Annotated in this window: 13 protein-coding genes; 10 read left to right on the forward strand and 3 right to left on the reverse strand. The window is 51.2% G+C overall.

The annotated features are described in order from the left end of the window. Window positions 1-966: 966 nt before the first annotated feature. Complete coding sequence (locus ACX93W_RS23335) at window positions 967-1,767, reverse strand: AraC family transcriptional regulator (RefSeq protein WP_459394784.1); 801 nt, start codon at window positions 1,765-1,767, stop codon at window positions 967-969. Between the two features lie 146 nt (window positions 1,768-1,913). Here ACX93W_RS23335 and ACX93W_RS23340 point away from each other — a divergent pair, with 146 nt between their 5' ends. From ACX93W_RS23340 to ACX93W_RS23360, 5 genes are all read left to right on the forward strand, one after another. Next, window positions 1,914-2,918 carry an aldo/keto reductase gene (locus ACX93W_RS23340; RefSeq protein ID WP_459394785.1) on the forward strand — a complete coding sequence of 335 codons (1,005 nt, stop codon included), beginning with the start codon at window positions 1,914-1,916 and terminating at the stop codon, window positions 2,916-2,918. Window positions 2,919-3,106: 188 nt separating this feature from the next. Continuing rightward, the gene (locus ACX93W_RS23345; RefSeq protein WP_459394786.1) at window positions 3,107-3,565 is read left to right on the forward strand and encodes a DUF2269 family protein; all 459 of its coding nucleotides are present in this window, start codon (window positions 3,107-3,109) and stop codon (window positions 3,563-3,565) included. A 135-nt stretch (window positions 3,566-3,700) separates the two neighbouring features. Continuing rightward, window positions 3,701-3,907 (forward strand): cold-shock protein, encoded by a 207-nt coding sequence (locus tag ACX93W_RS23350; RefSeq protein WP_459394787.1) that lies wholly within the window; start codon window positions 3,701-3,703, stop codon window positions 3,905-3,907. Window positions 3,908-4,342: 435 nt separating this feature from the next. Further along, a complete protein-coding gene (locus ACX93W_RS23355; protein ID WP_459394788.1) occupies window positions 4,343-6,091 on the forward strand; it encodes an ABC transporter ATP-binding protein in 1,749 nt (582 codons plus the stop codon). An 18-nt stretch (window positions 6,092-6,109) separates the two neighbouring features. Next, complete coding sequence (locus ACX93W_RS23360; protein WP_459394789.1) at window positions 6,110-8,137, forward strand: ABC transporter ATP-binding protein; 2,028 nt, start codon at window positions 6,110-6,112, stop codon at window positions 8,135-8,137. Between the two features lie 110 nt (window positions 8,138-8,247). Here ACX93W_RS23360 and ACX93W_RS23365 read toward each other — a convergent pair whose 3' ends face one another. Further along, on the reverse strand, window positions 8,248-10,899 hold the full coding sequence (locus ACX93W_RS23365; RefSeq protein ID WP_459394790.1) for an EAL domain-containing protein: 2,652 nt from the start codon (window positions 10,897-10,899) through the stop codon (window positions 8,248-8,250). A gap of 194 nt (window positions 10,900-11,093) precedes the next feature. On the opposite strand from ACX93W_RS23365, the gene ACX93W_RS23370 reads away from it, so the two are divergent. The 4 genes from ACX93W_RS23370 (at window position 11,094) to bcp (ending at window position 16,477) form a co-directional block, all read left to right on the forward strand. Further along, the gene (locus ACX93W_RS23370) at window positions 11,094-11,546 is read left to right on the forward strand and encodes a MarR family transcriptional regulator (RefSeq protein ID WP_459394791.1); all 453 of its coding nucleotides are present in this window, start codon (window positions 11,094-11,096) and stop codon (window positions 11,544-11,546) included. Between the two features lie 55 nt (window positions 11,547-11,601). Then, window positions 11,602-14,754, forward strand: a complete 3,153-nt coding sequence (locus ACX93W_RS23375) for an MMPL family transporter (protein ID WP_459394792.1) — start codon at window positions 11,602-11,604, stop codon at window positions 14,752-14,754. A 90-nt stretch (window positions 14,755-14,844) separates the two neighbouring features. After that, window positions 14,845-15,969, forward strand: a complete 1,125-nt coding sequence (locus ACX93W_RS23380) for an asparaginase (RefSeq protein ID WP_459394793.1) — start codon at window positions 14,845-14,847, stop codon at window positions 15,967-15,969. Between the two features lie 31 nt (window positions 15,970-16,000). Then, window positions 16,001-16,477, forward strand: coding sequence for a thioredoxin-dependent thiol peroxidase (gene bcp / locus ACX93W_RS23385; RefSeq protein WP_459394794.1), 477 nt, complete (start codon window positions 16,001-16,003; stop codon window positions 16,475-16,477). Window positions 16,478-17,118: 641 nt separating this feature from the next. Here the strand turns inward: bcp and ACX93W_RS23390 are convergent. Continuing rightward, a complete protein-coding gene (locus tag ACX93W_RS23390) occupies window positions 17,119-18,990 on the reverse strand; it encodes an LTA synthase family protein (RefSeq protein ID WP_459394795.1) in 1,872 nt (623 codons plus the stop codon). 175 nt (window positions 18,991-19,165) lie between these two features. Here ACX93W_RS23390 and ACX93W_RS23395 point away from each other — a divergent pair, with 175 nt between their 5' ends. Next, on the forward strand, window positions 19,166-20,116 hold the full coding sequence (locus ACX93W_RS23395) for a M15 family metallopeptidase (RefSeq protein WP_459394796.1): 951 nt from the start codon (window positions 19,166-19,168) through the stop codon (window positions 20,114-20,116). The last annotated feature ends 5 nt before the right edge of the window (window positions 20,117-20,121 follow it).

The raw sequence follows: 20,121 nt of genomic DNA on the forward strand, positions 1-20,121 counted from the left end.
AAGCCAAAAGCCAACGATAAAATGCTTTAGAACCAACTCGCAGTGAGGTTCTAAAGCGTTTTTTGTGGCCGAAGATTCAGATATGCTGGCGGGACGTAATTGTAATGGACAAAAATGGCCGTTAGAGCACGTTTTGGACACTCGTACAGCTTTTAATGGTCATATCTGTCCATTACAGCTCAATTTGAGCGGAAAAAGTTCATTTTGAGGTTCTTATGGACAAAAATGTCCGTTACAAATTTTTTTTTGCATAAAAACGAAGCTAACGGACAAATATGACCGTAAAACCCGTACCGCTTACGCTACGCTTGCCCCAGGCCTAGGCTCGCGCAACGCCGCTGGCGCAGGTGGCCGCCCCCAGCTCGCGCAACGCCGCAGGCGCAGGTGGCCGCCCCCAGCTCGCGCAACGCCGCAGGCGCAGGTGGCCGCCCCCAGCTCGTGCTACGCCGCAGGCGCAGGTGCCCGCCCCCGGCTCGCGCAACGCCGCAGGCGCAGGTGGCCGCCCCCGGCTCGCGCAACGCCGCAGGCGCAGGTGGCCGCCCCCGGCTCGCGCAACGCCGCAGGCGCAGGTGGCCACCCCCAGCTCGCGCAACGCCGCAGGCGCAGGTGGCCGCCCCCGGCTCGCGCAACGCCGCAGGCGCAGGTGCCCGCCTCCGGCTCGCGCAACGCCGCAGGCGCAGGTGGCCGCCCCCGGCTCGCGCAACGCCGCAGGCGCAGGTGCCCGCCCCCGGCTCGCGCAACGCCGCAGGCGCAGGTGGCCGCCCCAAGCTCGGGTTACGCCGCAGGCGCAGGTGCCCGCCCCAAGCTCGGGTTACGCCGCAGGCACAGGTGCCCGCCCCCGGCTCGCGCTACAAGCCGCAAGCCCGTGCAGCAAATTTCTGAAAGGTTGCCCAGCTTTAAAAAACCACGCGAGGGTTCTTGTAGAATCGCGTTTGTGTTATTGCGCAGCTCGCGAGCGTACTCCGGTCAGACCCGGGTTGGCAAATGCGCTGCGCGGTAATAGGTGGGAGCGGCGCCGGTCAATTTTTTGAACATTTTGGAGAAAAGAAGCGGGTCGCCATATCCGACGGAGCGGGCGATTTCGGATACCGTCAACTCCGAATCCAGCAGCAGCTCGCAGGCTCTGTCCATCCGGTATTGCAGCAAATATTGCTGCGGCGATACCCTCATGCTTTCCTTGAAAATATTGGACAGATAGACGCGGTCGATCCCGATCATTCCCGCCAGTCCGGAGATGCTGATCCGTTCGGCGTAATTGATATGGATAAAATCAAGCGCCTTGCGGATATATCCCTCCTTAGCCTGGTAGCCGGCGGGGAGCTGCTTGGTCACCATCATCATCTCCAGCCAGTCGGCAAGGAACTGGTACAAGGTGCTGTGAAGCCGCAGTTCTCCCCTGTTGTCGCAAGCCGCAGCACCATCCCATTTATCCAGATAGAGCTGAAACCAGCTTCCCGACGAAAAGCTGAAAATAGGGCTTGAAGGCGATAACCCTGCATCCTCCAGCAGCTGTCCGGCCTGATCTCCGTCAAATGCGATCCAGGAATAAACCCAGGGGTCCCGCTCGTCCGCTTTCATGTAGCAGATGGTTCCCGCAAACACGATGTAACCCTGCCCTTTTTCCAGGTAAAATGTGTTTCCGTTAAACTGGTATACTCCCCGGCCTTCATGCACAAACATAATCTTGTATTGCTCTTTAAGTCCGGGTCCCCAGAAATAGCCGGGTTCGCAATTCATGATGCCGTGATAGCAATAACGGATGTTCATTGGCGGGAGCTCTCCTTTTGCAAATTACATAATGACATGTTTACCTTACAATGACTCATTCAAAAGCCTAGGTTCTATGAGCTATAATAGCTATGAATGTTGAAAAATTGATTATATCATACCATGCTTGTGAAGGAGTGGGACAATTGGTTTATATCGCAGAGGAAAATCGTTACGGCAGCATGCCATACAGGCGCTGCGGCAAAAGCGGGCTAAAGCTGCCTGCCATTTCTCTTGGTTTATGGCAAAATTTCGGAGCCAACAAGCCGCTGCAGGATTCGCGCGATATGCTGCTCCGCGCCTTTGATCTCGGCATTACCCATTTTGACCTGGCAAACAACTACGGTCCACCTGCGGGTTCAGCGGAAGAGACATTTGGCAGCGTTTATCGAAGCGACTTGTCTCCGTACCGGGACGAGCTTCTGATCTCCACCAAAGCTGGTTACTATATGTGGCCGGGTCCTTACGGCGAATGGGGTTCCCGCAAAAATCTGCTGTCCAGTCTGGATCGCAGTCTGCAGCGGATGGGAATTGATTACGTCGATATTTTCTACCATCACCGTCCGGATCCCGATACGCCGCTTGAGGAAACGATGGGCGCGCTGGATCACGCCGTTCGTTCAGGCAAAGCGCTTTATGTTGGCTTGTCCAATTACGGTCCCGAGGATACCCTTCGCGCCTATGATATCTTGAAGTCGCTTGGAACGCCTATGCTCATTCATCAGCCAAGCTACTCCATGATCAACCGCTGGATCGAAAACGGGCTGCAGGATGTGCTGCAGGAGCAAGGCGTAGGCTCCATCGCGTTTTGCCCACTTGGCAGGGGACAGCTGACGGGCAAATATATCGACAAAATCGAAGCGGAATCAAAGTCCGGTGAATCCGCTATGAAGCCGGAGGCAATCGAGCCTGCCCGCGTTGCGGCTTTCAGGAAGCTGGAGGACATTGCGAAGCGCCGCGGCCAATCGCTGGCTCAATTGGCGCTAGCCTGGACGCTGAGAGAAGGCGGGGTTACTTCCGCTCTGATCGGCGCAAGCCGCGTGAGTCAGATTGAAGAGAACGTAAAATGTCTGGAGCAAGGCCCGCTAAGCGAAGAAGAGCTGCGCGAGATCGACAGCGTATCATCCGGAATCAAGGATATTCCTTGGTAAACCGCTAAGCTGGGTATCAACAATAGGAGGCCAAAAGGGCGATCAGCCCTTGGCCTCCTTTTTCTAATTGGCCAAAAAAGAATTGCAGGAGCAACCCGCCTCCCTTATCATAAGGAATATGAGCCAAATGACCTACATACATAACTCCAAGCCGGCGTATATATAACTTGTCCGGGAGATGAACGAGGATGTCGATGTTCCTCTATGATGCAATGATGTTCCTGCATATTTTGGCGGCCGTTATGGGACTTGGCGCTGCATTTGTTTTTCCCGTGTTGTCCAGAACGGCAAAAACGGCAGAACAAGCCAGGCATACGATTGTTCTTTTTGAAAAATTAGCTCTGCTGCCCATCGCGGGAAGCATCGGAATGCTGATAACCGGGATTTCCTTGGTGCTGCTGGAGCCCGCCTTGTCGGCGACGGGATGGTTTATTGCATCGCTTGTTCTATATTTTGCGGCACAAATTCTTGTGATCGGCGTTTTGCCCAAGTCGATGAAGCGCCAGTCCGTTGCCCTGGAGGCCCATGAAGGGGAAGGCATTCCGGTGGAATACCGCCGGATTAGCAGACAAACCGCCAGGGTGGAGATGGTGACGCATTTGCTTGCCGTATTGCTGCTGGTCGTGCTCATTTTCCGGCCGTTTTAACGCGGAATAAACCATCGTTTGGACCACCATTGAGCACGCTCAAACATCGTTTGCCTTATCTGGATGAACATGGTATAGTAGTCGTTAATTCAATGGGAGAAGCGTAATGCCAATAAGCGTATAAGGAGGATGGCCATGTATAATCGTAAAAAACCGCAGGAAGAAATTCCTCAGGAAAACACGAAAATATGGACATGCGAGACGGAAGGCTGCAATAGCTGGATGCGCGATAATTTCTCTTTTCAGGAAGTGCCAACCTGCGTGATGTGCAATGCGCCAATGACAAGCGGGGAGAAGCTGCTCCCGGCGCTTGTGAACACAACGGCGGAGTTGAAAGCATAAGGCATGTCTTTTTTTGTTCCCGGGAAGGGCGTGGCCCTGCCCCGGGAAAGAATGAGTATAGTGAATTGTTGGGATTGACTTTTTTCGGCCGCCAGTGGTAAAGTGGCTAGGTGGGACGGCGTTATTATTGAAAAGGGGGATTGCATCGTATGGATAATGCAGTGGGCATGGTCAAGGTAGACAGCGCGTTTAATGGCAATACTTACATGCACGCAATCAATCCCTGCGTTTGCAAACCTTGATACATACGGGGAAACCGATATCGGGGCGCAGGGTTACGTTGTCGTAATCTTGCGCCCTTTCTGTGTCTTCGGGGAGGTTAAATAGGCTTAAACGCCTGTTTGTCTTCTGTGTGACAGTAGAGCGTGACGCTTGCGGCGGCATGCTCTTTTCTGTTTTTCGGCAGCGATATGCAATGGAGGGTGTGAGTAGAGAATGTTCAGTGTATTAAAAAAATTAAGCTGGTTTTTCAAAATGAATTGGAAAAGGTATACGCTTGCGATTACGCTGCTGGTACTGACGGGTTTTATTGATGTTATTCCGCCATATTTAACGGGTTATCTTGTTGACGGCATTAGCCAAGGCACATTGGGAAATGCTGACTTCAATCGGACCATGTATCTTTGGATTGTCCTTACGGTCGTAGGTTATGGCATAACGTATGTATGGCATTACAAGCTGTTCGGCGGCGCCTTTGTGCTGGAGCGGCTCCTGCGCTCCAATCTGATGGGGCATTTCCTCCGAATGAAGCCAACCTTCTACGAGCGCAACCGGACCGGGGATTTGATGGCCCGATCCACCAATGATTTGGGCGCGGTTGCGACAACCGCCGGCTTTGGAATATTGACGCTGGTGGACTCCACGTTGTTTATGATTACGATTCTGATTGTAATGGCGGGCACGATCAGCCTGAAGCTGACGCTTGCTTCCTTGCTGCCTCTTCCCTTGATGGCAATCGCCATGTCTTTTTACGGCAAACGAATCCATGAGCGTTTTACAAAAGCGCAAGACGCTTTTGGCGAGTTGAACGACGGAGTGCTGGAGTCCGTATCTGGCGTCCGCGTTATCCGGGCTTTTGTGCAGGAGCATGCCAGCCAGGCTAGATTTGATGCCAAAACGGATGAGGTGCTCACCAAAAACATCGCCGTTGCCAAAATCGAAGCGCTTTTTGAACCAACCATGAAAATTCTGGTGGGAACCAGTTATTTGATCGGCCTTTGCTACGGCGGTTATCTGGTTTTTCATAATGAAATTACGCTAGGCGAACTGGTATCCTTTAATATTTTTCTCGGTATGCTCATATGGCCGATGTTCGCAATCGGCGAACTGGTCAACATTATGCAGAGGGGCAGCGCCTCGCTGGATCGGGTCAATGAAACATTGGCCTACAAGCCGGATGTTCAGGACGATCCTAATCCGGTAAAGGTTGAAGAGCCCGACGTGCTTCATTTTAACAAAGCGGAATTCCGTTACCCGAGCTCGCAGTCCAATAATCTGGAGCAGGTTTCTCTGAAGCTGCTGCAAGGCCAGACGTTAGGCATTGTTGGGCGCACGGGCAGCGGCAAAACAACCCTGCTGAAGCAATTCCTTAGAGAATACCCTGTTGGTCAAGGCGAAATTACGGTATCCGGCACTCCTATTCAGCGTCTGGAAATGAATGACCTGCTGGGCTGGATCGGGTATGTGCCGCAACAGCCAATTCTGTTCTCCAGAACGATACGTCAGAACATTTTGTTCGGGGCGGCTGAAGCTTCGGAGCAGGATCTGCAGCGGGCGCTGGAGCGGGCTTCCTTTGCGAAGGACATTGCCTTTTTGCCTGACGGGCTGGATACAATGGTTGGCGAAAAAGGCGTTGCGCTGTCCGGCGGACAGAAGCAGCGGGTCAGCATTGCCAGAGCGCTGATTGCCAACCCGGAAATTTTGATGCTGGATGATGCCTTGTCGGCCGTTGACGCCAAGACGGAGGCCGAAATTATCGACGGCATCCGGACCGAGCGCGCCGGAAAAACGACATTGATTACTACGCACAGGCTTTCCGCCGTGCAGCATGCCGACTGGATTATTGTGCTGGAGGATGGGCGCATCGTTCAGGAGGGCACGCATGAAAGCCTGGTTGCATCCGGGGGCTGGTATCGCGAGCAATATGACCGCCAGCAGCTGGAAGCGGCTATTGAAAACGAATAAAGAGGGGGCGTGAGAACAATGGGGACGACAGGAAAACGATTGTTTCAATACGCCATGCTGTATAAAAAGCAAATTTTGCTGGCGATGCTGCTGCTCGTGCTGGCGGTTGGAGCGGAGCTGACAGGTCCGCTGATCGCCAAACGAATGATCGACCAGAATATTTTGGGGATTGAGAAGGCATGGTACGAGGTGAAGGGCGAGCAGCCTTTTGCCGTCAGCTACAACGATAAATGGTACAAACGAGAGGACCGGTTCTCCGAGGGCGAAAGCGTTGAGAAATCCAGCGAGGTTCGTGTTCTTCAAGCTGGCCGAAGCTACTACTTTCTGGATGGCTCGTTGAACTTCGCAGGCGGCAAGCGGGAAGTGTCAGGCGGACAAATGACGGTTTCCAACAGTCAGACGGGAGAGACGGCGACGTATGAGGTAAAGGAACTGTCGAACAGCCAACTGTACGCGTTCTATCGGCCCGAGCTTCCAGGCTTGCTGAAGCTGGCCGCCATGTATTTTGGCCTGCTGATTCTGGTGGCCATCTTTGCATACGGTCAACGGCTGCTGCTACAGACATCCGCCAACCGAATTGTGCGCAAAATGCGCGGCGACGTGTTTGCCCAAACGCAGCGTTTGCCCGTGCAATATTACGATAATTTGGCGGCGGGTCAGGTGGTTTCCCGCATTACCAACGATACGGAAGCGATCCGCGAGCTGTATGTCGGGGTTTTGGCGAACTTTTTTACGGGAACGATCTATATGGCCGGTATCTTCGGCGCATTGTTCCTGCTGGACTATCGTCTGGCGTTGATCAGCTTGCCGCTTGTTCCGATTCTGATCGTCTGGATCAAAATTTACCGGAAATTTGCCGCAAAATACAACCGGATCATTCGTGCCAAGCTGAGCGAAATCAATGCGATGATCAACGAATCGATTCAGGGGATGCCGATCATTCAGGCTTTCCGGCGGCAGAAGGAAACGAAAAAAGAGTTTGACGAGCTTAATGACTACTATTTCAAATATCAAAACAAGCTGCTCAATTTGAACTCCATTACGTCCCATAACCTGGTCAACGTTGTCCGCAACGTGTTGTTCCTGATTGTCATCTGGATGTTTTGGGGCGGTTCGCTGGGTTCCATTATTACGGTAGGCGTGCTTTATGCGTATATCGATTATATGAACCGGATGTTTGCTCCCATTGTGGGCATTGTGAACCAATTATCCAATCTGGAAACAGCGCGTGTATCTGCGGAGCGGGTCTTCAAGCTGATGGATGAAGAAGGCGTGGAGGTGGCCAAAGGCCGCATGGACCGTTATAAAGGCGATGTGCAATTCGACGGCATTACCTTTGCCTACAAAGGGGATGAATACGTCCTGAAAAATGTATCCTTCCACGCGCGCCAAGGCGAAACGGTTGCCCTTGTTGGTCATACGGGCTCCGGTAAAAGCTCGATTCTTAATCTGTTGTTCCGCTTTTATGATACAAATAAAGGGCGCATAACGGTGGATGGCACCGATGTAAGGGATATTCCGAAGCAGATGCTGCGGCAGCATATGGGAATTGTGCTTCAGGACCCTTTCCTGTTTACGGGTACGATTGCATCCAATGTCAGCCTGGACGATCCCTCCATCAGCAGAGAAAGGGTAGAAAAAGCCCTGCGGGATGTGGGCGCCTACGACATGTTTAATGCGCTGCCCGGCGGCATCGACGCTCCGGTCATCGAAAAAGGAAGCACATTGTCCGCTGGCCAGCGCCAGTTGATCTCGTTTGCGCGTGCGCTGGCTTTTGATCCGGCAATCCTGATTCTGGACGAAGCGACAGCCAGCATCGATACCGAAACGGAGTCGATTATCCAAGCGGCGCTTGATGTATTGAAAAAAGGCCGGACAACATTTGTGATCGCGCACAGATTGTCCACGATTCGTCAAGCGGATCAGATTCTGGTATTGGATCGGGGCGTTATTGTGGAGCGAGGCGACCATGAGGAACTGATGGAGCATCGCGGCAAGTATTACGCGATGTATCAGCTGCAGCAAGGAGCTCCTCAGCCGGCGTAATTCTAAAAAAGCTTATCATTTGAACAACCCGAAAAAAGCCGCCACGGGGGCCGGGGTATTGTCGATTAATCATGACAATAGCCTGGCCTCGATGTGGCGGCTTTTTTGCTTTATTCATTACGTTGGGAGCGAAGCATATCCTCAAACTGCTCCGCAGGAAGCGGGCGGCTAAACAGATAGCCCTGAAGCTCGTCGCAGCGGAGTTCCCTGCAGTAACGGGATTCATCCGGCGTTTCGACGCCTTCCGCAACGACCTTCATGTTCATGCTATGTACCAGCTCGATAATCGCTTTGACGATAGACGACTTTTTCTCATCCTGGGAGATGCCTTGAATGAAGGAACGATCCAGCTTGACGTCGGAAATGGGAAGCAGCTGAAGCTTATTCAAGGACGAATACCCTGTGCCGAAATCATCGATGGATATTTGAATGCCAAGAGAACGAAGGAACAGAATCGTTTCGATTACTTGGTCAATATCTCGCATAAACACGCCTTCTGTAATCTCAAGGCTGATATATTGCGGATCAATCCCCGTTTCTTTCAGTCCTGCTACGATCATCTCTTTTAAGTTCCCCTGATAAAAGTGGCGGGCCGAAATATTGACGGAAACCGGGATTTTCTTAAGTCCGGCATCCTGCCAGGCTTTATTCTGGCGGCAAGCTTCATGGAACACCCAACGATCGATCTCCATAATAAAACCGGATTTCTCCGCAAGCGGGATAAACTTGTCGGGAGGAATCATGCCAAGCTCGGGATGGCGCCAGCGGATCAACGCCTCAATCCCGCATAGCTCTCCCGATTCCGCTCCCATCTTGGGTTGATAATGCAAGGAAAACTGCCCATCGCGCAGCGCTTTATACAAACCGTTTTCCAGCTGCATTTTTTCTTCCAAATCCGTAACCAGTTGAGGTTCGTAGAAGCGGAAAAGCCCGTCGCCCTCTTCTTTTGCATGGTACATGGCGATATCGGCATTCCGGATAATGCCTTCCACATCATGGCTGTCCTGTGGATAAACGCTGATCCCCACGCTTGCGGTCAAATAAATCGGCATGCTGCCCTCCAGCGTAAACGGTTCGGCCAGGATGTCGCAGATGGATTGCGCACGTTCCTTCAATTGATCCTCATTCATGGACGTGCTGACAAATACGAATTCGTCGCTGCCTAGCCGGTATAGCTCGCACGTCTCGGTCGCCAAAAGCCGGAGCCTGGAAGCCGCCAGCCGCAGCAGCTCATCCCCTTTTGAATGTCCCAGCGTATCGTTCACCTGTTTAAACCGGTTAATATCTGTAGCCAGAATAGCGATTGGCTGCCGAATGCCCTGATCTTCCTGCGAAGCGATCAGCTGCTGCATATGACGCGTCAGCTTCAGGCGGTTCGGCAGTCCCGTCAACATGTCGTAAAAGGCTAGCTGATGCAGCTGTTCCTCCGACTTCTTGAGCTGTTCAGCTTGAGATTGCAATTGTTCATTGCTGCGTTGCGCCACATTGAACAAATGGAGAAGGCTGCTTGCCATATGCCTGAAGTTGGACATCAAGGAATGGATTTCGATGATGTTGCTTTGCGGCATATTCCATTCGGTATGCTGTCTCAGCTTGACGGTCATATTGGTCGAGGAGACGGCAAGATGCTGCAGGCTCCGCACAAAATATCGGTTGACGAGCAAGGAGATGCCGGCTGCCAACAAGCCAAATCCGATCAAATAAAGAAAGTTGACGTAATATTTGTTGAAGAGATAATTGACGTAATTGCTGACGGGAACTTCAACTACAAAACTTCCCGACTCGTCGGGGAGCGCGGTGGTATATCTGAATTTTTCGGGTTGCATGGCATGCAGATAGAATGAACTATCATCGCCGGCAGGAGTAATCAGGGACAATGAGCCGAACAAAAATCTGCAGGCCCTGTAGCCGGAATCGTGGAGAGATGTGCCGATTAAGTAATCATCATTGGATGCAATAATAAAATCGTTGTAATCAAGCACGCTAATTGTATAAAAATCGAAGGAAAACCGCTCGATAACCTCTTGGAGCTGCTCGGTTTCGGTTTTGCTGACAGGTAAAGTCATTGTATTTTGCCCATTGCTCCACTCTCTGACGACCGTTGCGATAGCCTGCTTGGAAATTTCATTGGCATACAAGCTGACTTCACGAAAGGAGCTCATATTATTAATCGTCATATTGAGCAAAAAGGAACCCAGCACGATGCCCAGCGTCAGATGCAGCAGCACGCGGCTGATGGAGACGGGGGGTCGCGAGATAAAGCCTAATCTGAACCATTTGCGCAGAGGGAGGTATTGCTGGATGATTTCGGCGAACAACGCGTTGAATAAGCCGTTTATTGCCACGATAAACACTAGAAGTTTGGCGTCTACGCTGCTCCCGGCGAAGGAATGGGATGCGGCCACATAAGTCAGCGGCATGCCCAGAAGCAGCCAAAAAATAACGGAGGAGCCAAATAACTTGGCTTTGTAGCGCCGAAGCAGCAACCCCACAACGGCAATCTCCAGAATGCCTATAAAATGAGTAAAGGGATGCTGCAGAAACAACACGCCGATGGAGAGGGCGATGGCGGCGACCGCAAGGCCACGCCAAAAGCCGAACAGGCTTAAAGCCAAATAGGCAAATAAGCTGACGAGGGAAAAGGAGATGCCAAATATAAAATGATATTCATGCCATTCGGCTAATATTGCGAGCGTGACGCAAGCCGTAAATGCGCCTGCAATAGTCCATTTATTACTCCGATGCTGAAGCGGGTTGCTCACAATTGATCCTCCCTGTGCGTTAACAAAAGATGTAAGGAATGGCGAATCGATCTTTTTTCCTATTATTCGACAAGAATCTACGAAAATCCTCCTTCTTTTTTTGTGGATATACGATATTGCCATAGGGCTTTTTATCTGATATAGTTCTACTATCGAACAGTTTCAGAATAGAATAAAAGCCGGAGGATACGGAAATGGATGTCAAGCAGGACGTTTTGCTGGAATGGCTCCAGCGGTATGAAATGGCTAATTTTGTGGTTGAGCGGAAAATGGGAAGTATGTTAAGGGAGCTGATGCCGGAGGAGCTGACGGTGGATCAGTTCAAAATGCTTCGATATTTGCGCCATACGGGCAGCTGTACGTCAACAGAATTGGCCGAAATCTTTTGCGTGGCGAAAAGCTCCATTACCGCCATTGTTTCCAAGCTGTCGGATAAAGGCCTTATTGAGCGTTTGCCGGAACGTTCCGATAGGCGGGTCATTAATTTGGAGCTTACGGAAGAGGGGGCTCGCATTTGCCAGCTCATGGAGGAGCAGGTTCAGCGGGTGCTGCTGGAAATTATTAATAACTTTGCTTTGGAAGAAGCGACTGTTTTTATTGAGACCTACGAAAAACTCGCTAATGAATTAACGAAAAACGTGGAGTAAGGGTAGTCGGCAAGCCATAAGAGCTAAAGAGATATGAAGAGGAGAGGGACATTGTATGAAGTTGATATTAAAGCTTAGATGGCTGGTCATCATTTTATGGATTGCGGCGGCAGCGGGTTTGATGCTGACGGCCCCGGCCATGGCGGACCTGGTCAGGGAAAAAGGGCAAATCACGGTGCCGGAGGGTTATTCCTCATCGGTTGCCGATGATTTGGCCAAGGAAATCGGGGACGGAGAATCCGGCTCCAAAGGGTTAACGACAGTAGCCGTCTTCCATAAGGATGGAGGACTGAATGAAACGGATTTGCAAGAAATCCGTGATGGACTCACGCGTTTGAAAGATGGAGGAAAATCGCTGGGCATCGCTTCCGTAATGACGCATTTTGATGTGCCGGATCTGGAGAAGCAGATGGTGGCGGAGAGCGGGAACACCGTGTTGGCGTTGCTCTATGTTGATCTCGGAGACCGCGAAGCGGCCGAAGTGCGAGACGGCCTCTACGAAGAGCTCTCCTCCGTTTCGGCGGATCATTACCTGACGGGCGGCTGGCTGATTGGCGAAGACGTCATCCAAAGCGCCCAAGAAGGTCTTCATAAAACGGAATACATTACCGTTATTTTTATTCTTGTTATCCTGTTTGTTGTTTTTCGCTCCGCCGCTGCGCCTTTTGTGCCTCTTTTGGCGGTGGGCTTTAGTTATCTGGTATCGCAATCTATCGTATCGTTTTTGGTGGAGTATGCGGACTTCCCGCTATCGAACTTTACCCAAATCTTTATGGTGGCCGTTTTGTTCGGGATCGGCACCGATTATTGCATCCTGCTGATTAGCCGCTACAAGGAAGAGCTGGCGCATCGGGGCGACAAGACCGAAGCGATTGTTCACACCTACCGTACGGCAGGGCGGACAGTACTGTTTTCCGGGCTTGCGGTATTGGTTGGTTTTGCATCTATCGGTTTTTCCACGTTTGTTCTCTATCGCTCGGCTGTAGCGGTAGCCGTCGGCATAGTCATTATGCTGCTGGCGATTTTCACTCTGGTTCCGGCCATGCTGTCCCTGCTTGGAAACGCCATGTTCTGGCCTTCGAAGGGCAAGCTTGAGCATAAGCAAAGCAAGCTGTGGGGCGCGGTCGGCAGCTTTTCGCTTAAACGGCCATTGTGGGCGCTTGTCTTGTTGGCGATTATCATTGTGCCTTTCCTGACGGCTTACAAAGGAAGCATTTCCTTTAACTCGCTGGATGAAATCGGAGATCGTTACGACTCCGTTAAAGGCTTTAACCTGATTTCGGATGAATTTGGACCGGGGCAATCGCTGCCTACAAACGTTATTGTTAAATTGCCGGTACCTATGGACACTTCGGAGGGTCTTGCCGCTGTAGAAAACATCAGCCGCGAACTGGCCAAAGTAGAAGGCGTGCAGTCGGTTCGCAGCGCAACGCGCCCAACCGGCGAGGTGCTGGACGATTTCCTGGTATCGGATCAGGTCACAACGCTGGATGACGGCTTGGGCCAAGGCGGAGATGGACTTAATAAAATCAAGGACGGTTTGTCCGAGGCCAGCGCATCGCTTGCCGACAACGCTCCTAAGTTGGAGGAAGCCGTGCAGGGCGGGGAGAAGCTGACCGCCGGAACCAATGAGCTAAAAACCGGCATTCAAAAGCTGTCGGCCGGCTTAAAAGCCATTCAGCAAGGTCTGAATGACGGATCAGTTGGGGCGAAGGAGCTTACGGCCGGGCTGGAGCAGGCAAAAGCAAGCGCGGAACAGCTGGCAGCAGCCAGCAACGAACTGCTAAGCGGCTATAAAGAGCTCGAGGGCGGAATTTCCGGCTTGTCCGGAGGTTATGCCGCTATCGCAGCGGAGCAATCCAAGCTGGCGGAAGGACTATCCGGCATTACGGCAACATTTACGGGATTGCAGGAAAGCCATCCCGAGTTGAAGGAAGATCCCGCTTACCAGCAAGCGCTGGCGATGCTGGGCGGTCTGCAGCAGGGAGCGGCAACGCTGGGAGGCGAGCTGGAGAAGCTGAATGCAGGTTTGTCCGGAGTTTCGACGGGACTCAGTCAAGCCAATGTCGGACTGGAACAGGCATCCGGAGGCACCGCGGCGCTTGCTGGCGGTTTGGACGAATTGGCTAAAGGCATCGCGAAGCTGCAAACCGGTATTCAGCAGGCTGCTGACGGCCAAGGGCAAATCGTAGGCCAGCTGCCGGCAGTAGAAAGTGGTTTGAACGAGCTTGCAAACGGTCAGGAACAGCTGACGAACGGTTTTGCAAATCTGGGGGATCAGTTGGGTCAATTGACCAGCGGCTTGGACGACAGCGTTGATGGCTTGACTCAAGTCAGCAGCGGTCTTGATTCAGCAGGACAATATTTGCAGGGCTTATCCGCAGCGCCGTCCAAAGAAATGAGCGGCTGGTATATCCCGCAGGAAGCAATAGATAATGAAGATTTCCAGAAAGCATTGGATGTCTATATGTCCGCTGATCGCCAGACGGCACAATTTGATGTTGTTTTTGCAAGTAATCCTTACGCTCAGGAAACAATGAAGGAAATGGATGCGGTTGAAGCGGCAGTTGCCCGCGCGCTACAGGGAACATCGTATAGCGGCGGAGAAACCGCAATTGGCGGGGTCACCAGCATGAACCATGATCTCGATACCATCTCGCAAGGCGACTACTCGCGCACGGTGGTACTGATGTTAATCGGCATCACGATCATTCTGATCGTTTTGTTCCGTTCCTTGATTATCCCGGCTTACATCGTATTGTCTCTGGTCATCACATTCTACACCTCGGTAGCGATGACAGAAGTGGTGTTTGTCCGTATCCTGGGGCTATCCGGCATTAGCTGGGCCGTTCCGTTCTTCGGCTTCGTCATGCTGGTGGCGCTTGGCGTTGACTACAGTATCTTCTTGATGGACCGTTTCAAGGAGTATAGTCATCTGAGCCCAAAACAGGCTATACTTGAAGCAATGAAGAGCATGGGCGGGGTTATTATGTCCGCAGCCGTCATCCTGGGAGGAACCTTTGCAGCGATGCTGCCTTCCGGTGTTATGTCGCTGCTCCAAATTGCCACGCTTGTCCTATGCGGCCTGTTCCTGTACGCATTGGTTATTCTGCCGTTGTTTGTCCCGGTTATGGTACGTACCTTCGGGGAAGCAAACTGGTGGCCGTTTATGAAACGAAATGAGGATCAACGCGGAATAGGCATGTAAAATAAAAGGCCCGGCCATCATGATGACTAGATGGCCGGGCTTTGTATGGATAATAGAGATGGATGCTCCATAAGAAAGGTGTTGCGTTGCATGAAGTCGTTATTAGTTGTGTTTACGGGCGGTACAATCGGCAGCAAAGCCGAAGGCAAATCCATTAACGTGGAAGGAGCGGGATCTTATTATTTGCTGCAAGCATACGGCGAATCGGAAGGCGCAAGGAACGATATTTCACTGGAAACTCTGCAGCCGCTTAATCTGCTCAGCGAAAACATAACGCCGGGCGATTGGCTGACCCTGGCCGCCGCGATTAAGGCAACGGACTTGTCGCCATATAACGGCGTTATTATAACCCACGGCTCCGATACCTTTGCCTATACTACGGCGATGTTCAGTTACCTTTTCTCGGACGCGGGCATTCCGATCGTGTTTACGGCTGGCAATTATCCCATTGGGGATGAGCGCAGCAACGGTCTGCGCAACTTGGCGGGGGCTATCGATTTTATCGTTGAAGCCGACCTCCCCGGCGTTTTTGCCATATACGAAAATGACCAAAGTGAAATTCAAGTTTTTCTGGGGACTCGCATTGGGCAAAATGAATCCTTTACGGATCAATTCAGAGCGCCCTATAATCTCGTTTACGGAGAAATCAAGGATCGCAAATTCCAATGGGCGAAGCATTGGCGCAACCCTGCTCCGGAGCTTTTGCGGAGCCGTCAGGAAACTGTGGCAGGGGAACAAAGGGATGATGGCGGGACCTCTTCCCGGAGTTTTGGCGACCTGATCGTCAATAGCGAGCGTCTAAAGCTCGAAGACGCCGTTTTGTACATAAAGCCTTATCCGGGCTTGCGCTACGATTTGTATCAGTGGAGCGGCGAGAAGGACAAGCCAGCTGCCATTGTGCATGACTTGCATCATTCCGGCACCGCCTGCGCCCTGGAGGAGGGGCCGTATTCGCTGCCCGCCTTTATTCGTAGATGCAAGAAGCAGCATATTGATGTATACTTATGCCCAATTAAGGATGCCGGCGATACGCTTTACGCCTCCTCGCACAAGCTGACGGAAGCGGGAGGCATTTGGGTCGAAAATATGACTATAGAGTCGACATTGACCAAAATAATGCTGGCATATGGACTGATGGAGGACCGCGAGGCGGCAAAAGCGCTGGTTCTGAACGACATTTTGTTTTACGAAAAGCTGCCGCTGCAGGAATGTTAAGTCACTTTAGAAAAAGAGGAGGACATTTATTATGACAGAACATGCGATATCTGTAGGAAAGCAGGTTCCTAATTTTACGCTGCTGGCTTCAAACGGAGCCAATGTATCGCTTGAGGATTTTCGCGGCAAAAAACTGGTCATTTATTTCTACCCCAAAGACATGACTCCCGGATGCACCGCCGAATCTTGCGATTTCCGCGATTATACGGGCGAATTTAAGCAGCATAATGCAGAGGTGGTAGGCATCAGCCCCGATGATTTGGCCTCCCACGAGCAATTTGTGGAAGCACATCGTTTGCCCTTCCTGTTGCTGTCTGATCCCGATCATGCCGTAAGCGAGCTGTTTGATGTATGGAAGGAGCTAAGCTGGGGAGGCAACACGTTTATGGGCGTAGAGCGCACAACCTTTCTGATTGGCGAGGACGGCGTTTTGCTTCAAGATTGGCATCAGGTGAAGGTTGAAGGGCATGTCCAGGAAGTATTGAACGCGGTTAAACGCTTTACGTAAGCATTAGACTTGCTCTGATGTCTTTGCTTTTACTAGCAGGCAGTAAAGCGGATATCGTAATGCAGATAGGACAAGCAGATAAACAAAAAGTAAAACTGATATCATAAACAGAGATCGCAACACAGAGATCGCAACGCAGAGATCGTAACACAGAGATCGTAACACAGAGATCGTAACGCAGAGATCGCCATACCCAAAACAAATCCCGTGCCGGTTCAGCACGGGATTTGTTTTGGGCGATAAAGAACGGATAGGCGAAGAAGCTTTATAAGGCCCCACCCTTGCAGGTTAACAACATTCTAATGGACAAAAATGACCCTTAGAGTGCGTTTTAGCCCTCTAAACAACTTCTAACGGTCAAATATGTCCATTACAGCAAAAATTTGAGCTGTATATGTTCATTTTTAGGTTTTAATGGACAGAAATGACCGTTACAAATCAGATATTGCGTAAAAAGCAGCGCTAACGGACAGATTTGACCGTTAGATGAAATCCGGAAGGTGAATGATGAAAAACTATCCCAGGCTGATTCAGGCAGATGCCAAGCGCGACCACTCGCCTTTTTTCGATATAACCGTCCACTTCAGGACTTCATGAAATCGCACATCATATCCTCATTAAGACCTTGGCAGACGCAGATGTTATTCAGCCGGCTGCTTCCAGCTCGGCAAGGAGTTGACGAAGCTGTCGGACAGCCTCAGCAGTTCAAGCGCACGTTCATATTCGTCCTCCGTTGCTTCCTGCTCGCTGTTGCCGTCGCCTGCCAGCGGCAGATGTTTGCCGTCGTCAAAGCCGCTGCCTGAGAGGAACAGCTCCTGACTGCTTAAAAAGGAGCCGGAAGGCAAATAATAACGCTGCGGCAGCAAATTGTAGGACTGATTCAGCAAATCCTGGCCAAAGTGCATTTGTCCGTCCAGCGGAAGTCCGAGCAAGTTGGCTACCGTAGGCAATACATCGACCTGGCCGCCCAATTGATCATAAACGGCAGGTTCAGCTCCGCTGCCCGGGTTAATGATGACAAACGGGATGTTGATCATATCGGTATAGGTGTATTCTCTGCCGTAAATTTCCGCCATCAGCGATTTTTCATTGCGGTCCAGAGAATAAATCGGCAAGCCGAGGTGGTCGCCGTACAGTACGATCAAGCTATTGTCCCAGATACCGCGATCCTTCAGGTCCTGAATGAATTCTCCAAGCGCATGGTCCGCATAATTTTGCGATACGATGTAGTCGCCTACAAGCGTATTGTCGAAACGCTCCGGCAGCTCGATGAGACGCTTCTCATCCGGAATGGAGTAAGGATGATGGGCGGTCATGGAGATGACCTGAGAATAAAACGGTTTGCCGTTATTGTTCATGCGATCCAGCTCAGCGGCCGTTTTTTTGTACAGCATCTCGTCGGATGCGCCAAAAAATACGGTGTCCTCTGTTCCGAAAAATTCTGCGTCGTAGTAACGATCAAATCCGACCGCTTTGTAAAGCTCGCCGCGATTCCAGAACTCCACCACATTGGTATGGAAAGTGGAGGTGTCATAGCCGTGGGACTTCAGCAGCTTGGGCAAGCTCGGCAGTTCCTTGTCGGCGTACATTTGGGTCGCTGCGCCGCGGGGCGGAATATACAACGATGTATTGACGACAAACTCCGCATCGGATGTGTTGCCTTGGCCTACCTGCTGGTAGAAATGTTTGAAGTAGCTGTTTTCCTTGACCAGCTTGTTTAGATTAGGCATGATTTCCTGGCCGTCGATGGACAAATTCACCAGAAAGTTCTGCATGGATTCCATTTGCAGGATAATGAGATTTTTCCCCTTGGCGGTTCCGAAGAGAACGGGATCGCTCGGCTCCTGAACGCCTTTCAGCCCGGCAATGCCTTTTTGGCTGATTTCCTCGGGCGCTACATAATCGATATCTTTATTGGAAAGAATCGTGTAGGCCTCATAATTCAAAATGCCCATTTGCTCCGCTTTGACAATTTCATTCATGCTGGCGCGGTTCGGCAAAATATTAAACAGGCAGATGATAAGCGAAACCGACAGCACGGACAGCACCAGCCGTTTGTTTTCGCTTTTGGCAAATGCTTGTTTCCATTCGGCCGCTTTTTTGCGGCGCATCATCAACACCATCATAATAACGACGTCCGTGTAGATAAACAGGAAATAAGGATCCATCAGTGAAAATACGCTATTTTTGACCGCGGTAACCTGATTGACCTGCGCCAAGGCGAAATAGGTGACAATTACGCCGTAATACTTGTAATACATGATGACTGCAAATAGAATAGAAGTCATGGCGAGGTTGGCGATCAGGTAATACAGCATCTTGCGTTTAGTAGCGAAAAACTCAATCAGGCAATACACGATCAGCACGAACGGAACTTCCTTCAGCAAGGTTGTCCAGGAGGCGCCGCCTTCAAAAATAACCATCCATGCCAGATAGCTTTTGAGAAGCATAACAATAGAGAAAAACCAAATCGGACGAGTGCTAAACCATGTTTTTATTGTTGCGATAGACACGACTGACCCTGCCTTTCAACGCAGAAACAGGCCTTCTCAGGGAGTAAGCCGCTCTGCTTGTTATAATCATTTGTAAAGTGCTTCTATATCTATTTCAAATGTCTTATCATTATGCTCCTTTTTACAGGTAATTGTCAAAAGGCAAAAGGGCCCTAAAAGGGCAGGAGGATCTGAAATGAGGAAAATAAAGCCATTAATCTCCATGGTATTCATTATCGCTTTGTTAATCGGGGTTTATTATTTGGCGGACTCGTCAGCTTGGTTTAAACAAACGGGTTCAGAAGGCCAAGTCGGGGAAAATTCAGGAGAACAAAACGGCGGCGAAGTCAGTCAACCTCCAGCAGCAAGCCCATCTCCGACTCCTTCGGCTACGGACAACGCTGTATCGCCAAGCCCAAGCGACAATGCGCAGGAGGAGGAGAGCAGCCAGCCTTCTGCCAGCCCAAAACCAACTCCGGCGGATAATGGCGGCTCGCAAGGTGGCTCCAATACCGGGGGCAATAAGCCGGAAGATATACCTGTTGTAGCGGAGCCCGCCAGCCTTACGGTGCTGGTCAATCCCGTCAACAAGCTGCCGGAGGATTATTCGCCCGACGATCTGGTCTATCCCGATGTCCGGTTTACCTTCTCCGAAAAGCTGGAGAAGCGTATGTTAAGGAAGGAAGCGGCGGAAGCGCTTGAAGTGATGTTTGCGGCAGCGGAGCAGGACAAAATCTATTTGGCCGGGGTTTCGGCTTACCGGTCGCATGAAACGCAGACAAAACTGTTTGAACGGTATGTCAAACGCGACGGCTATGAGAAAGCCCGGACCTACAGCGCTCTTCCCGGTACGAGCGAGCATGAAACAGGCCTGGCGATCGACGTCTCCGGCAGCGATGGAAAATGCGCCGCAGCGGATTGTTTCGGCGATACGAAGGAAGCGAAGTGGCTGGCTGAACATGCCGCCGACCATGGCTTTGTGATCCGCTATCCGGAAGGCAAGCAGGACATAACGGGTTACCAATACGAGCCGTGGCATTTGCGATATGTCGGCAAGGAACTGGCAGGCAAGCTTTACGTCGACAGTTTGACGCTGGAGGAATATTTTAATGCGACTCCGGTGAATGAAAACCAAAATGGGGGTTAACTAAA

It is taken from the genome of Paenibacillus sp. CAU 1782 (genome assembly GCF_054551715.1).

Excerpts from the sequence above, each read along its gene's own strand:
- ACX93W_RS23335 (WP_459394784.1), bottom strand. The coding sequence starts at position 1,767 with ATGAACATCCGTTATTGCTATCACGGCATCATGAATTGCGAACCCGGC.
- ACX93W_RS23345 (WP_459394786.1), top strand. The coding sequence starts at position 3,107 with ATGTCGATGTTCCTCTATGATGCAATGATGTTCCTGCATATTTTGGCG.
- ACX93W_RS23350 (WP_459394787.1), top strand. The coding sequence starts at position 3,701 with ATGTATAATCGTAAAAAACCGCAGGAAGAAATTCCTCAGGAAAACACG.
- ACX93W_RS23355 (WP_459394788.1), top strand. The coding sequence starts at position 4,343 with ATGTTCAGTGTATTAAAAAAATTAAGCTGGTTTTTCAAAATGAATTGG.
- ACX93W_RS23360 (WP_459394789.1), top strand. The coding sequence starts at position 6,110 with ATGGGGACGACAGGAAAACGATTGTTTCAATACGCCATGCTGTATAAA.
- ACX93W_RS23370 (WP_459394791.1), top strand. The coding sequence starts at position 11,094 with ATGGATGTCAAGCAGGACGTTTTGCTGGAATGGCTCCAGCGGTATGAA.
- ACX93W_RS23375 (WP_459394792.1), top strand. The coding sequence starts at position 11,602 with ATGAAGTTGATATTAAAGCTTAGATGGCTGGTCATCATTTTATGGATT.
- ACX93W_RS23380 (WP_459394793.1), top strand. The coding sequence starts at position 14,845 with ATGAAGTCGTTATTAGTTGTGTTTACGGGCGGTACAATCGGCAGCAAA.
- bcp (WP_459394794.1), top strand. The coding sequence starts at position 16,001 with ATGACAGAACATGCGATATCTGTAGGAAAGCAGGTTCCTAATTTTACG.
- ACX93W_RS23395 (WP_459394796.1), top strand. The coding sequence starts at position 19,166 with ATGAGGAAAATAAAGCCATTAATCTCCATGGTATTCATTATCGCTTTG.